Raw genomic sequence first — 15,333 nt, 5'->3', positions numbered from 1 at the left:
GCCATCGCCCCACCATTAACTTTCGACATCCAAAGTAGAAGCCGTTTTGAAAATATAAAGATTCTGAGTGGTAAATCACCAGGAAGGGCTCTCTCCCTTTGTGAACCTTCGTGTGCTTTGAGCCTTTGTGGTGAAGCTTTTGCTCTCTGGCTGGTCTCCAATTTTCAACCACCCAACCCTACTGATAAACATCCGCATACGGATCCGCTTCCTGCTGCTGCGTCGCCTTCCGAAACTCCATCCCCGCATTCGTGATCGCAGACGCCAGTAACGCACCCGTAAACATCGTCGGCACAGCAACCCGCGCCCGCCACGTCCACGTCTTGGGAAATCGCGGCAGAGCCACAATCAACGCCAGCGACAAAATCAAAAACGCCGTGTTCACATTCGTCAGCTCAGAATAAAAATAGGCCAGCGCCAAATGCGAACCAAACCCCAGCACCGTCGCAAACGCCGGAAAAGAAGATGCCGGTTCCCGTGAAGGCAACCGCGTCATAACAGCAAGAGCAAACGTCGCACCCAGCCCCGACAGCGTCAACATCCCGATGGTCTTGCTCCCCGACATCAGGAAAACCAGCCCCGACGTCCCAAACAAAGCCGCCGTCAAAAGCAACTGCAGCGAAACATATCGGCGAGACGTGCTCAACTGCCCGAACGTCGCCATAAAAGTCGCTACAATCGCAATCCCGGCAATAATGACCGCCGTATTCGTCGTCGACCATTCACTCAAAAGATAAACACTCCCCCACAACACGCGCAACTGCAAACCCGCAAACGCCAACAACGCAACCAGCGCCGAAACCAGACTCGGAATCAGACGTTGAGACGGCTTAGGCACCTCATCTCCAGGCCGACTAGGCCGACGCCCCGGCGTCAACAACGAGATCACCCCAGCAGGCACCAGCCCCATCAACAACAGCGCCGGCAACCACAACCGAGCTTCCGTCGGCTGCGTAAAACTAACCCACGTACGTGTCATCGCACTCGACGACGGCTCCCCCAGAACCCGCGCAAGCTCAACATCACTGCACCACTGATACCCAACATGACCAGCCACAATCCCCACAAGCATCGCAAAAGACAGCCGCACCGCAGAAGGCAGTCGACGCCCCGCAACCTCAACCACAGCACTCGCCACAGCCGAAAAAGCCAGTACCATCACAAATTCAAGAAGCGTCGGCATGAGCAAATGACAATCGTGTGACACGGTCGTGCCGACCGTGGATCTCAAAGTGAGCGCAGCATCTGCCGCGCCAGCAAAAAAGAGCAGGGGGCTTGAACACCCCCCCGCTCACCCACATCAAAACTACTTCTTGATCGCTTCAAAACTCAGCATGATCGCGATCTCATCGCCAATCCCGCCCTGCATCCCGTTCATCCCAAAATCAGATCGCTTCAAAGTCGTCGTCCCGCGAAAGCCAATACGAACATCCTTAAACGGAGTCGCACCTTCTTTGAGCTTCGTCAGGCTCAGAGTAACAGGCTTGGTCACACCATGCATCGTCATATCGCCCGTGACACTGACCTTCTCCCCGTCCACAACCACCTTCGTCGATTTGAACGTGATCAGCGGGAATTGTTTGACGTTGAAGAAGTCCGCATTCTTAAGGTGATCATCGCGCTTCGCATCATTGGTATCAATCGTGTTCGCATCGATCGTCACATCGAGCTTGCTGGCAGCCGGTGCAGAAGCATCCCAGGCAACCGTACCACTGATCTTATTAAAACGTCCATAAGTATCACTGAAGCCCATGTGGCTGACAGCAAAGATCAGCGACGTATGCGAATTGTCGATCGTGTAGGTCGTCGCCTGAGCAAAAGCCGAAGTTGAAGAAACAGCAAAAACAACAGTCGCAACGAGCGTCATCAGGATGCGTGGCATGAAGAGTCCTTTCGAGAACAAACAGAAACAGAGTGTGGGCAGACGGAAAATACTTTATGTGTCATTTATTAGATAGTCAAGTTAATTTCCCGTGAGAACAACCGCAGCAACCGCTCTCATTCCCGCCCCAACACACAATCAAGCAAAGTGAAGTCGCCCCCTGCCACCACCCCTTACAGAAAATCCCCAAGACACCCTTCCCTTATTTAGCCCCCCGTCAATGACGGGGGGAATCCAACCCCCCAATAATCGAACTCTAAAAATCACTTCGCACACAAAGAAATATTTGTACCCGTACTGGAAAGTCGATTACGATAACGCCACGAGGTTGAAACTCGATGATTTCCTCGCTGCAGACTTGCTCGCGGTCCCGCAGCTCAGGGCCCCAGTGCCCGCGAATGATGTTCGTCTTGAGAAAGGTGAAGATCCATGAACGCCAACGATCGCGAAGTTCGTTTGAAGCTCGTCAAAGGTTTTACGCTGATTGAACTCCTGGTGGTGATTGCAATCATCGGGGTCCTGGTAGCCCTCTTAATGCCCGCCGTGCAGCAGGCCAGGGAATCCGCCCGGCGCACAGAATGCAAAAACAACCTCCACCAGATCGGCCTCGCCTGTCACAACTACACAGACAGCTTTGGTTGTTATCCACCCGGCTATATCAATCCGATTGCAGACGATCTCCATGTCGAATGCGGCGAAGTGACGAAAATCGAAAACGGGGAAGTCATCATCGAAGTGATTCTGGTTCATTCCATCGTCGCCTCCTTCAAAGATGAGGCCGTCATTCCAAGTGTGGTCCGCAACGATGGACTGGGAGGAAGGCTCCCCGAGTGCACCGAACAAGAACAAACCGTCGTCTTATCGGAATGGCTCGTCAGCGCATTCTGGGGCTGGCAGTCATTCCTCTTGCCCCAAATGGATGCAACGACAGTGAACGTCGATTTCAATGATTTAAGATTCAGTCCCAATAACATGGCAGCAATGCAAACGCCGCTGAAGAGCTATCTATGTCCATCCGCAGGTATGCCATCCAACAGGCCTGAAAATTTCGGCTACACCAATTACAGAGCGAATCTCGGCTACCGAAGCATTGACCTTCCCTCAGATCACATCGATCCCTCAAACCTGGACAGCCCCCTCAAGCCAGCCAACAACGGCATCATGTACGCCAACAGTGCCGTCAAAAACGGCGATATCTTTGACGGCATGTCTTCGACCATACTCGTAGGAGAAACCCCGTTCGGCCTCTGGGGCGACGCCAATAGCTGCTGCGCCCGCCCGCGAGGCGATCACGCCTTATTCGACGCCTGGTGGCCTGACCCAGACAAGCGTATCCATGATTACGGCAAGACCCTGGCCTACGATGGCCAATACTTCGGCTTCGGCTCACAACACAAATCACTCTGCAATTTCGTCTTCGCCGACGGCTCAACCCACAGCATCTCCAAACTGATCGACGAAAAACTCTTCGGCTCCCTATGCACAAGAAACCGCAAAGAAAGAATCAGCCAGGACTTCTAATACCAACGCAAGCCAGCGGACAACTTTCCACCCAAACCGGCAACCAAAAAGGGGTCAGGACTCTTTATTGCCTTCACCCCACGTCTCAGCTACCCAGTCAAATAAGGGGTCAGGACTCTTTGTTACTAACCATCCACATCTACGCAACCCTAAACTTATGCCAAGACCTCCCCACATCGACGACCTTGAAGAAAGGGACAGGACTCTAAAATGGTCCTCGCATCCGCTCGACCTCACTTGAGGACCTGTTTGTAACCACCATCCCGCGCCCGGGCCGAGTGGGAACCCAAAAGGGGTCAGGACTCTTTATTGCCTTCACCCCACATCTCAGCTACAACCTAACCATGCCAAGACCTCCCCGCACCGACGAAGCCAACGGACTCTACCACACCCTCAACCGTGGCAACGCCCGAGCAACCATCTTCCATAAGCCCGAAGACTACCAGGCCTTCGAACGCGTCCTCGCAGCAGGGCTCGAGCGCTACCAGATCCAACTCTTCTGCTACGTCCTGATGCCCAATCACTGGCACTTGATCCTCCGCCCAACCATCGACGGCGAAATGACTTGAAGAAAGGGGTCAGGACTCTTAATCAACCAATGAACGAATAGCCCATCCACCTTCATCTCCATTGATCCATCTTTTCAACCGCCGAGATCAAGTTGGTCGTCCGGTGACAAAGAAAACAAAGAGTCCTGCCCGCCTTGAATCGTCTCACTGATAGTCCTCAGTTCGATTATTGAAGGATCGTCTTCAGCCCGTTGAGTGCAGCCGAAGACAGACTAGCCATATTTTCTCCAGTGGATTTCGCCTGCTGTGCTCCCTCTGTAGTCTGCTCTGCAAGCGTTCCAATTTTTGTAATACTACCGGTCATTTGCTGCGTGCCAGTCGACGCCACAGACAGCGATCGAGTCATCTCTCCGCACGTGGCAGCTTGCTGCTCGACAGCCGATGCGATCGACGTGGACAGACTATTGACCCGGTCAATCGTTTCTCTCATCACATCGATTCCCGAAGTAACGTCATCCGTATCGCTCTGAATACGTTTGATCTTCTCGCTGATTTCTTCCGTTGCATGGGCCGTGCGTCGTGCCAATTCCTTCACCTCTTGAGCAACAACAGCAAAGCCCTTTCCTGCATCCCCCGCACGAGCCGCCTCGATCGTGGCATTCAATGCGAGCAAATTCGTCTGCTGGGCAATCGAATGAATCAGCTTCACAACTTTATCGATTTCATTGCTGCTTTTCCCCAACAGCTCAATGTGATGGCATGTCTGATCGACAGCCGTCACAGCCGTCGTCGCGACCTTCGCCGCTTCAGACGCATGGCCGGAGATCTCCCGAATGCTCGTCTCCATTTCCTCGGCAGCTCCTGCACAGGAATTGACGTTGGAGGAAATCTCTTCCGAAGCAGACGCACATTGCACAAGTTCGTACGATGTCGTTCCGGCATTCTCGACGAGCTTCTTGCTCACGCGATCTAATCGCGCTGAATGCTCATCCAGTTCAGCCGACGATTTCGAGATCGACTCCAGTAAACGAATCTGCTGCATCTTGGCGGCGGTAATATCAATCGCAAACTTCACCACCCGGCACGGCTTGCCATCAAGGTCGAAGATAGGATTGTAAGTCGCTTGAATCCAGACCGGTGTACCACCCTTCCCAATTCGCTTATAGATTCCACTATCAAACTCACCTCGTCGCAGCTTCGACCAGAACTCCGAATACTCGCCAGATTGAGTGTACTGTGGCTCGCAAAAAAGACGGTGGTGCTGACCTTGGATTTCATCCAGCCGATATCCCGTCACCGCCAGAAAGTTTTCGTTGGCAGTAATGACATGGCCATCCAGATTGAACTCAATCACCGCCTGCGATTTGCTGATAGCACCGATCTGTCCTTCGACGAGAATCTGCTGCATTTTTTGCTCAGTCACGTCCTGAGCCAGCTTCACCACGCGAACGACCATGTTCTTGTCATCAAAGACAGGCAGGTAGGAAGCCTTCAACCAGGCAAGTGCACCACTCTTTGTCTTTCGCTTGAATTCATCAATAAACGATTCACCAGCTGCCAGTCTCTTCCAGAAAGCAGCATACTCCTTTGACGCCACAAAACGCTCTTCGCAGAACATCGAGTGATGCCGACCGACCAACTCCTTAAACTCATAACCCATCACATCAAGAAACAGATCATTCGCCGAAACGATATGCCCGTCCAACGAGAACTCGATGTAGGCGTACGCGGAGAGCAGGGCTGCCATCCTTGCCGGCAGCAATGAATCGGAAACCTGGCTGATTCCTACAGAACCAGAAGTGTCTTTTGACTTCAAAGAAGAAAGTGCAGTCATCACTGAAAAGTTCCTAGGAATAGTTGTGAATTCTTGAATCGAATGAGGGTACAAAATGAAAATAATCGCACGACGTTAGGTCCTCAGGTGTCGGTTTACTGACCTGAGACTCTCCGCAATCTTTCCGAACAACCGGACAACGCAAACCTGATATTCATCACGCCTCGATCAGGTGATGCCTGATGGCAAATCGCGCCAATTCGACTCGGTTGTGAATGTTCAGTTTTTCCATAATTCGGTACTTGTGGCTCTCAACAGACTTCTCGGAAATATGGAAAGCCGTGGCGATTTCTTTGACAGTCAGCCCAACTGCCAGCTTGATAAGAACCTCGACTTGACGCATTGTCAGGCTCCTCCAGCGTTGCTTGGGATAAAGCTTGTAGACCGCACGCTTGGTGTCGTAAAAATAGTATTTGTTGTCATTGATTTCCGGGTAGATCGATTGATTTCGTGCAATCCGTCGCAGCTTGTGCATCACCATTTGAAGTGGGTCAGACTTCAACAGATACCCTTTGTATCCATACTTGATCGACTTGGTGATGCTAAAATCACTCCACTTGTCCGTAAGAACGACCACCTTCGGAAGAGTCTCATCCTGCGGCAGTTGCTCTGTAATATCAAACAGACTCATGGACCCCAGGTTGATCTCCGCGACCAGCAGATCGAATGACAGCGTTTTGAGCCTTCCAATCAAATGAGCACCGCATGTCTCTGTGGCAATCACATCAAAAAACGAGCTGTTCTGAAACGCGTCAGCGAATGATTGCGCAACGGCAAGATTCTTGTCGCACACAACGATACGATGAAGAAGAGACATGATGAAGACCTAAATCAGATATGAAATGGAAGTGCTTAAGAAGGAGCCTTTTGCCTCTATCGGCGTGAATATAGAAAGTCTTAATGCGTTCTTGCGATCTGAATCCCCATATATCCAAAACTGCCCCTTTTTACGCAAAAACAAGGCAAAAGGCTTCTCTTTTGACGGCTTCGGCTCGTTCGCCGCACGCAATAGCATCAGCTGTCAGTAATGTATGGATATCATTAATCCCTTTACGCATACTGTCGTACTTGTGCGTATTCGCACTATTTAAGAAATAGTCGTCACACGGCGTTAGTGGAAAATTATTATGTGCACTAGTGATTTAGTTCAAGTGTATATTGTGAAAGAGTGGCCACATCGCCGTTGATTTCCTTTGCCAGGGTTCGTCGGTGTAAGCGAAGCGTCATTTTTCTGAAATGTTACGACCGAACCAATGTCCTTTTGTGGATACGCCGACACGAAAAACCATCCTCGCGGAAATCGTTGCGAAGAAAACTGAGATCTGTTCATGCGTCACACATCTAATAAGCGATGATAGTTATGTATTAAATGTCTCTTAGAAGGGAGCTATTTAACAGAATGAATTACTCCTGGTCAGCATCAAGAAATCACCGCCACAAAAGGGGTCAGGACTCTTTCTTGCTACCATTCCGCATCTCAAGTACCATGTAGCCATGCCAAGACCACCCCGCATCGACGAAGCCAACGGCCTCTACCACGCCCTCAACCGTGGCAACGCCCGCGCAACGATCTTCCACAAGCCCGAAGACTACCAGGCCTTCGAACGCGTCCTCGCAGCAGGGCTCGAGCGCTACCAGATCCAACTCTTCTGCTACGTCCTGATGCCCAATCACTGGCACTTGATCCTCCGCCCAACCATCGACGGCGAAATGAGCCGCTTCATGCGATGGATCACCGCCACCCATACCATGCGCTATCACGCCCACTACCAAACCGGCGGCCAAGGCCACCTCTATCAAGGACGTTTCAAAAGCTTCCCGATCCAGGACGACGAACACTTCCTGACCGTCTGCCGCTACGTCGAACGCAATCCCGTGCGCGACGAACTCGTGACCAGCGCCGAGCAATGGCCCTGGTCATCATTACAACGATGGTCACAGAACCGCGAACCAGACCCCAAACTGCTGACCCCCTGGCCAATTCCCAGACTTCCACGCTGGCTGGAACGAGTCAACACACCGTTATCAGCACCAGAACTAAACGCCATCAGACAGTCAGTCCAGAAAGGCAAACCCCTCGGAGACCCCGCATGGACCTCCACCACCGCACAACGCCTCAACCTCAACTCCACCCTACGCCCCCGCGGCCGCCCAAGAGTCAAACCCGTCAATGAAAACGAAAACGAGTCCTGACCCCTTTGGCTTCTCCTGATGTTGCAGAAGGCTACGAACACATCGCACGCATTACGCCCGGCAATCCAAGTGCGGCTGGCAGGGCAAGTCAACTTCGAGAAATCGCCGCCTCAATCTTCGGCAATTAAAAGGAGACATTTCGTGGCTCAGTTCAATCGCTTTGTAGTTCGCAACGACTTCGCCGGTTTGTTGCTGCTATCCATCGAGCCAGAAGGTGCGATGGTTTCTTTGAGTGAAGGTGAGGAAGTTCGTGTCAATGACGAATTCGAGAATGAACCGGTAACGCTCAACGTCTCGATGGATCAGAGTGGTTCACCGGTGATTGCGGTTTGGCCCGGAGATGGTTCGGTGCGGGTTGAAAAGGGCGGCGTCAATGTTCTGGATTTGGGTTAGTTGCAACTCTTCGGGCGTGTTCAACTAGCACCCGGCAGAGAAACAAAGGGGTCAGGACTCATTTAAGAAGAGGAAAAGTGCTAGGGGCTCATGTCCACCACACAACGCCTCAACCTCAACCTCAACTCCACCCTGCGCCCCCGCGGCCGCCCAAGAGTCAAACCCGTCAATGAAAACAGAAACAAGTCCTGACCCCTTTTGGCTTCTCTCAACTGCGTGGAATCTCACCCATCTGCATAGCCTGCGAAGATCGTGATGCAGAGGTCAAGCAATCTGAGCTAAGAGCAAAAACCATAGTCATGTACCCGTTTGACCAGTTGCATAGAGGAGATTTGCAACCTCTTGTTCAGACAAGTTTCCAACTTGGATTCCGCGAAGCTCATCGAAGTGGTCAATCAAAAAGGTCATTCGATCACAGACAATTCCTTTGAGAGATGTCGGTTCCACCTTCCCGAAAACAACAGTCAACTCTCGACCAACAAGTGATGCCGTCACATCTTGCTCGATATCGACCCTTTTTTGATCGTTTGCCCACTGCGACATGGATGCACATGGCATGCCATTCTTGTTGGATGGGACATTGATGGCTATCGGTTCCGACTGTAGCGGACGCAACGAAGTCACAACCATCTGGCATATCGCCCCGGACGATGGGTTGACAGCAACTTCAATAAGGGTGTGCTTAAAATCTCCAGTTCGCCAGTATTTGGGTGCCATTGACATTGGCCCTTTGTAGCCGTCATAACGGACCACCAATGGAACATATCCATCGCACTCGATCTCAACTGGCACAGTGGGGGAAATGGTATCGATTCGCATGTTTTTTACTCTAATAAGAAACAAAGTGGTCAAAGAAACAAAGGGGTCAGGACTCATTAAACTCCTTTCGAAAATCCAGGCCAGCCAGACTTTGAAAGCTGCTCTAAACAGATCCCGTACTTCCTACACAAATCATCAACCACTAAGGCAGTCGTCCAACACGAATCACCGTCGATGCCGACATCATCGTTCCGTCTTGTGACATGTAATCGACAGTGATTTCTGTATGAGCCTGGCCAATGCCCTGGTAAGGTTTCAATGAAACCCGACGCCACCGCCGTCCAATGACATCGTTCCCCTGGAACGCTCTCAGTTCCCACGCCAGATGCAACTTGGTCCTGTCCCAGGCCGTCTTGAACTCTGCAATCTCATTCTCGTGATTCACAAATCGAAACCACGCCAGATTACTCTCTTCTCGCTGAAGTAAAATCAACGGCCGCGACTTCTTGAGCAGATACTGATTATCCAGCAACTGCAACCTGATGTAATCACCAAGCTCAATCTCCGGGCCGTCTTCATTCATTGAATCACTATTCTAAAACAGAGAGGGCAGGGCTCTTTAGAGAATATCCCATCCCCGCATCAGATGGCACTGCTGGCTTGCTCAGTAGAATTCGTCGCCATAAATGGCGAGCCTGCATAGCCCCGTAGGTCGACTGTCGCAGCCGACGCAACTCGCATCATAACGACAAAGAACCGGCGGTTGGAGTAACCCCCCTGCAAAACAATTGCAGGGGGTGGTCCAGCCGTTCATGGCTGGATCGGCGTAGCCGACAAGGCACGTCGCCATACGCGATCAAGTGCAATCACCCCGACACCAACAATCGAGGGGGATAAAAGGGGTCAGGACTCATTTGCACTACCCTTCCGATCCCATCAGTCTCTTCTCGCACTCACAAGACAAGGTGACATTTGTCACGAGCAAAACCGCGGGATCAGAACTCTTTAAAACAATTACGCCAGCCACGCGGCCTCACAACTTGCGAACCCTCCCACCCCATCTACCACTGTTTCCCTCATTCCATTTTTCAACCACCAAGATTAAGGTAGTCTCCCGGGTAAAGTGAACACAAAGAGTCCTGTCCCTTTTAATCTCCCTCATAGTAGAAGGCATTTTACGGTGAGTAAAAAGTTACTCATTTTAGCAAAAAAATTCACTGACCAGGAAGTTTCCGCCGATGAGTTTGTCAGCAGATTTATGCAACGCTGGAAGCAAGAGGGCGCGGACGGTATATTACTTAATGACTCACCGGAGTTGAGCGTGGGATTATCAACCATTTTTTGCTTTGCTGATTTATACAATCCACATGACGACCGAAATGACTACGAGCTTGACCCAAATACTTTAAAGAGTAAGGTTCAGAGCGTAATTGACCAGTTAATTTCGTAGTCGGTACGTCGAAGACAAGGGAATAAAAGGGGTCGGGACTCATTTCCCCGACCATTCCACCCCGATCCCATTACCCTCTTCCCGCCCCCAAAAAAGGGAACAAAAGGGGTCAGGGAACAAAAGGGGTCAGGACTCACTTCCACCGCAAAACGCCTCAAACTCAACTCCACCCTACGCCTCGCGGCCGCCCAGGAGTCAGAGCACTCAAAGAAGACACGAACGAGTCCTGACCCCTTTTCTGCTCCTGCTAATTATATTACAGTTCTATATATGTTGAACTCAGATTGGAGACTTCCCCAAAGCTTTGTGCACCGCACTGCCAAGCAGAATATTATGTAAAAATAAAATAAGTTACTCCAAGAATGGAGATAAAATTAATTATTGCACATATGAGTACATGTCTTCGAATTCTCCAAATTCGTCTGGAAACCAACCTTTAAAATCCCACCCGTTGATGCCGTAAATAGGGTCATAGTACAAGACCCCTTGCAATGCACGATTATCAAGTGTAGCCAACACTTTTCCTTGAGCATAGAAAAAACTATCGCTTCGATATGTATGTATGCATTCTCGTTAAGCTTCACGGAATATAGTATTCCTCTGGCAGATATTCCAATGTTCAACAAGCCCACTGAATCACATTTGAAGTCGAGCAAGACCTTGTCGTCCGGCAATGTTGACTCTTCCTGCATAATTTTCGCATTCATTTCAAAAAAACTAGATAGTTCTGCCAGAGCGAAGCGTGAAATTTGTAGCCATTCGTTATGAGATATTGCACCGTTCTTGTATAGCTTTTCTGTTAACTCGATGTATAGACTCATAAGGATCACTGTTCTTCTATTAAACAATAGTTAGGATTGTCGAGTGAGAACAAAAGCGTCAAGTGATGAAATAAAAGGGGTCAGGACTCATTAGCGCGACCACTCCAATCCAATTACCCTCTTCCCGCCCCCCCCAAAACAATATCCCTCACGCCTCATCCCCCCTCACTCCCGCCTCGGCAACTCCCCCTTCCCGGGTGCCTCCAACCTCTCACTCTTCGCTCCCAGTCCCCAATCCTTCACTCCACCCGCCCGATAAACCTCCGTCTCCCCCAGCACCTCCTCAATCTTCAAATCCCCCTCAAACGCCCCTCGCTGCTCCTCGCGAAACGGCATCACCTCAAAACAATACTCACTCACCCCCGCCACCTTCTTGATCTGCTCCACCTCCTCCGGACTCCCTCGTAGCGTCATCAAGACATAGTGCTCATGCTCCTCGACTTCTTCCAGCAGAACATCAACCGCAACCCCCACCACTCTCGCAGCGTCCCCTTCATAAAACCTCGCACCAACCGTCACCCGCCCGCCTTTCTCCCACGCATGCGGCCGACTCGACTTCGGCTCCGTCACAATCTGAACGGCCGCTTCATTAACCGCGTTGAAGTCAAAATCAACCCCCACCGCCTGTCCGGCCATGATCTTCATTCCCTCAACAATCACCATTTGGCCTTCCACGTCCAACTCTTCTTCTTCTTCAGCCTCCTCGCTCTCTTCCCCCGTACTCAATCCCCCGATATCCGCATCCTCAGCTCCAACCATCAAATGGATCCGCCCCTCCTTCACGAACAGCCTCTCCTTCAATCCACGCCAGACCGCCATCTGCGACTCACTCAAAATCGCGCTCGCCTCGCCATCTTGAATGAAGTGCAACGCATGAGCCATCTCGATAAACGCCTTCAGACTCACGGCGTCTTGCTCCATGTTTCGACAAATATCTCCCCCCACTCGTTCCTCCATCAGCTTGCGAAGTGCAACCTGCTGCTCAGGTCGCAACCACAACTCATCATCCAGCAGCACGACCCGATAACCCACCTCTGCATCATTGATCGCACGCGTTCGCCGGTCCGCAACCTCACTCAACGAAAGTTTCTTTGTCGTCGTCTTCCAGAGTCCATTTCTCTCCAGGTCGAAATTCGGCGCCTGCAGGACAATACTGATGTCCTGCTGCATCCCCATCGCCCCGTCCTCATACTGCTGTAATTGACTCAGGCATTCTTTCCGCCACTTCTCCATCACCTGCTGGTGCACTCCCTTACTGGCAATCTCCAGCGGCCGCAAGACACCCCCATTCTTCGCAGCCATGTTCTGGTATAGCTTCATCCGCACCGCGATCACGAGTCGCAGGATCTCCGCCCGATTCGCAATATCCGCCTCCATCACCTCTTTCGTTCCGACAAGATCTTCCCCATAAAAAATGGCATAGCTCTCGCTCCCATCAAGCTTCTCCAGGAGCGCACTCTGCTCAGGACTCAGGTGCTTCTTAAAGTACTGATGAACCCTCGACGTCGGCTCATACGGCAAAAAATAGCTCTGGCCAAACGAATACAGCGCACCCGTCAGCTTGCGACGCGACTTGAGCATAGACTCATAAATCTGCGCCCGCTGCTCCGGCAGAAAACAAAGCCGCTCATCAAACAGATTCACCACGCGCCCACAATAGACACCATGATGCGCCGCAACCCGTTCGATGATCGCTTTCTCCAAAAGAACCTTCTGCTCACTCGTCAGAATCTCTCCTTCATTCAGGCGTCCGCGCAGCGCATTGGCATACGTCTTGGCCAATCCATTCTTGGAAGGAAAAATCACCGGCATCGATTCGGACAGCCCATAAGCAGTAATCTGCGGCCGCGATCTCTTCGCCGTGAACTTGCTTTCCTGCAACTCCTTAGCCATCGCCGCCACACGAGTTTTCTGCTCCGCGCTCAACCCGCAAACATGCTCCACCCACTCCAGCCAAGCCCCGGCATGCTCCTTCAGTCGACGATCAATCGCCTCCTTCTCTCGCTCCGGCACTCCCTCCGCTTGTCCGACTCCAGCATTTAAAAAGAGAAACTGGACCACCTCCCCCAGCATCTCGATCTGTTGCTCACCCTGCACCCATGTCGGCTCAATCACCACTTCTTTTTCAACGACCTGTCCCCAGACCGATGCCCTGGCTATCGCGCACATCATCACCGAACACGCGACTCTCAATACGACAAGTCTCATAGAAACCATCTTCCAATAATCAATGTCCAGGCGCAGATGATCAAATCATACCCACCCCCCATCCTCAACCACAATCCCCTCTCAGGCGAGCGGGGGGTGTAAACCCCCTGTCCCATAGACTCACTGCTACCAACACAGCGCGGAATACGCCCCCGCGATACTCTCTCTCTCTCTCTCTCTCTCTCTCTCTCTCTCTCTCTCTCTCTCTCTCTTGAGTTTGTAACCGCCCCGCTCGCTCTCAACCCAACAATCCCCAACGCACCACAATCCCCTCCAACCACCTCGAATCCCCACTCCGAATTTCGAATTCTTCATGAATTCCACCATTTCCCTCTTCCTCCTCCCGCCTCCTTTCAGACTAAAATCCCTGAATGTCTCCGTGCCTAGGTGGTTCAACCATCCGCAGTCAGACGAGCAAAACATGCACCTGCTGAAAACGTGGTGTCACACCCTGATCATCATTGCCGTAGTCGCAAACATTACGACTGCCCGGCAACCCACCGACCCACTCCCATCCTGGAACGAAGGCCCGGCCAAGTCCGCGATCATCGATTTCGTCCGGAAAACAACGGAGGAATCTTCTCCCGACTTCATCCCCATACCCGATCGCATCGCAACGTTCGATAACGACGGCACCCTCTGGTCCGAGCAGCCTCTCTACTTCCAGTTCCTCTTTGCCGTCGACCGCGTCAAGCAACTCGCACCGGACCACCCGGACTGGAAGGATAAGCAGCCTTTCAAGGCGATTCTCGAAAACGACCTGAAAACCCTCGCCAAATCAGGAGAGCAGGGGATCGCACAAGTCGTGCTCACAACTCACGCGGGCATGACCACGGAAGAATTCGAACAAATCGTCCGCGACTGGCTCAAAACGGCCAGGCACCCCCAGCTCAAAAAGCCCTACACCGACCTCGTCTTCCAACCCATGCTCGAACTGCTCAGCTACCTGCGAGCCCACAACTACAAAACCTTCATCGTCTCAGGCGGCGGTGTCGAGTTCATGCGGGTCTTCTCCCAGGAGATCTACGGCGTCCCTCCCGAGCAAGTCGTCGGCAGTAGCATCAAGACGAAGTTCGAATTGCGCGACGGCCAGCCCGTTCTTGTTCGCCTGCCCGAAATCAACTTCATAGACGACAAGTCTGGAAAACCGGTCGGCATCAACCAGTCCATCGGCCATCGCCCCATCTTCGCCGCCGGAAATTCAGACGGCGACTTTGAAATGCTGCAGTGGACCACAGTGGCTAAAGGCCCACGTCTCGGAATCATCATTCATCACGACGACCCAGTCCGCGAATGGTCCTACGACCGCCACTCCCCGGTCGGAGCCCTCGATCGCGGACTCGACCAGGCTCCATTCTTCGGCTGGCAACTCATCAGCATGCGAACGGATTGGAAGCTCATCTATCCATCCAGGCCAGCCGACGACCCATAAGTCGTTGCTGGTGCGTTCTTTTTGGGGCTTTTGAATGACCCCGAACAATTGTCCCCCCATAGACGCCCAGGATGGCCCCAGATACACACCGCTTCGATTTCTTAAAAAAACATTCATCGGTCGCTTGACGATTGGCTTGGCTCGGCTATTATCTGCCTATCACTCAGCGGTTGTCACTGACACCTTTCAAGAGGTGGATCTGACATCCGTTCTTTTTTCGTTACTTCGCAAGAAGGAATGATTAAAGTAAAAAGTGAGGCAAGCCGATCTTAAGTCCTTGTCAGCCTTCGGTTTAAATCTAAAAAATTCTGAATCGACTCGGTTGACTTTT

Annotated in this window: 12 protein-coding genes and 1 pseudogene; 6 read left to right on the top strand and 7 right to left on the bottom strand. The window is 51.8% G+C overall.

The features are described from left to right. Window positions 1-178 precede the first annotated feature (178 nt). Window positions 179-1,183, bottom strand: coding sequence for a hypothetical protein (locus tag SH248x_RS13070; RefSeq protein ID WP_459554724.1), 1,005 nt, complete (start codon window positions 1,181-1,183; stop codon window positions 179-181). A 123-nt stretch (window positions 1,184-1,306) separates the two neighbouring features. Further along, the gene (locus tag SH248x_RS13065) at window positions 1,307-1,882 is read right to left on the bottom strand and encodes a YceI family protein (protein WP_459554723.1); all 576 of its coding nucleotides are present in this window, start codon (window positions 1,880-1,882) and stop codon (window positions 1,307-1,309) included. Window positions 1,883-2,311: 429 nt separating this feature from the next. Here SH248x_RS13065 and SH248x_RS13060 point away from each other — a divergent pair, with 429 nt between their 5' ends. Both SH248x_RS13060 and SH248x_RS13055 read left to right on the top strand, forming a co-directional pair. Next, window positions 2,312-3,403 (top strand): DUF1559 family PulG-like putative transporter, encoded by a 1,092-nt coding sequence (locus SH248x_RS13060; protein WP_459554722.1) that lies wholly within the window; start codon window positions 2,312-2,314, stop codon window positions 3,401-3,403. A 344-nt stretch (window positions 3,404-3,747) separates the two neighbouring features. Next, window positions 3,748-3,969: pseudogene (locus tag SH248x_RS13055) on the top strand (transposase); the annotation flags it as partial. A gap of 169 nt (window positions 3,970-4,138) precedes the next feature. Here SH248x_RS13055 and SH248x_RS13050 read toward each other — a convergent pair. After that, a complete protein-coding gene (locus tag SH248x_RS13050; protein WP_459554721.1) occupies window positions 4,139-5,746 on the bottom strand; it encodes a methyl-accepting chemotaxis protein in 1,608 nt (535 codons plus the stop codon). Window positions 5,747-5,903: 157 nt separating this feature from the next. Next, the gene (locus tag SH248x_RS13045) at window positions 5,904-6,563 is read right to left on the bottom strand and encodes a response regulator transcription factor (protein WP_459554720.1); all 660 of its coding nucleotides are present in this window, start codon (window positions 6,561-6,563) and stop codon (window positions 5,904-5,906) included. A gap of 677 nt (window positions 6,564-7,240) precedes the next feature. Between SH248x_RS13045 and SH248x_RS13040 the strand changes: the two genes are divergently transcribed. Next, complete coding sequence (locus SH248x_RS13040) at window positions 7,241-7,939, top strand: transposase (RefSeq protein WP_459554719.1); 699 nt, start codon at window positions 7,241-7,243, stop codon at window positions 7,937-7,939. Between the two features lie 141 nt (window positions 7,940-8,080). Continuing rightward, a complete protein-coding gene (locus SH248x_RS13035; protein ID WP_459554718.1) occupies window positions 8,081-8,332 on the top strand; it encodes a hypothetical protein in 252 nt (83 codons plus the stop codon). Window positions 8,333-8,629: 297 nt separating this feature from the next. Here SH248x_RS13035 and SH248x_RS13030 read toward each other — a convergent pair whose 3' ends face one another. Then, the gene (locus SH248x_RS13030; RefSeq protein WP_459554717.1) at window positions 8,630-9,151 is read right to left on the bottom strand and encodes a hypothetical protein; all 522 of its coding nucleotides are present in this window, start codon (window positions 9,149-9,151) and stop codon (window positions 8,630-8,632) included. Window positions 9,152-9,293: 142 nt separating this feature from the next. Continuing rightward, a complete protein-coding gene (locus tag SH248x_RS13025) occupies window positions 9,294-9,674 on the bottom strand; it encodes a hypothetical protein (protein WP_459554716.1) in 381 nt (126 codons plus the stop codon). Window positions 9,675-10,271: 597 nt separating this feature from the next. Between SH248x_RS13025 and SH248x_RS13020 the strand changes: the two genes are divergently transcribed. Then, the gene (locus tag SH248x_RS13020; RefSeq protein WP_459554715.1) at window positions 10,272-10,541 is read left to right on the top strand and encodes a colicin immunity domain-containing protein; all 270 of its coding nucleotides are present in this window, start codon (window positions 10,272-10,274) and stop codon (window positions 10,539-10,541) included. A gap of 986 nt (window positions 10,542-11,527) precedes the next feature. Here SH248x_RS13020 and SH248x_RS13015 read toward each other — a convergent pair. Further along, window positions 11,528-13,570, bottom strand: a complete 2,043-nt coding sequence (locus SH248x_RS13015) for a hypothetical protein (protein WP_459554714.1) — start codon at window positions 13,568-13,570, stop codon at window positions 11,528-11,530. Window positions 13,571-13,991: 421 nt separating this feature from the next. Between SH248x_RS13015 and SH248x_RS13010 the strand changes: the two genes are divergently transcribed. Continuing rightward, window positions 13,992-15,002 (top strand): HAD family hydrolase, encoded by a 1,011-nt coding sequence (locus SH248x_RS13010; RefSeq protein WP_459554713.1) that lies wholly within the window; start codon window positions 13,992-13,994, stop codon window positions 15,000-15,002. The last annotated feature ends 331 nt before the right edge of the window (window positions 15,003-15,333 follow it).

Source organism: Lacunimicrobium album (genome assembly GCF_052161635.1).
Lineage (GTDB): Bacteria > Planctomycetota > Planctomycetia > Planctomycetales > Planctomycetaceae > SXPC01.
Note: the sequence above shows the minus strand (reverse complement) of the source record. Positions and strands in the feature narration are given on the sequence as shown.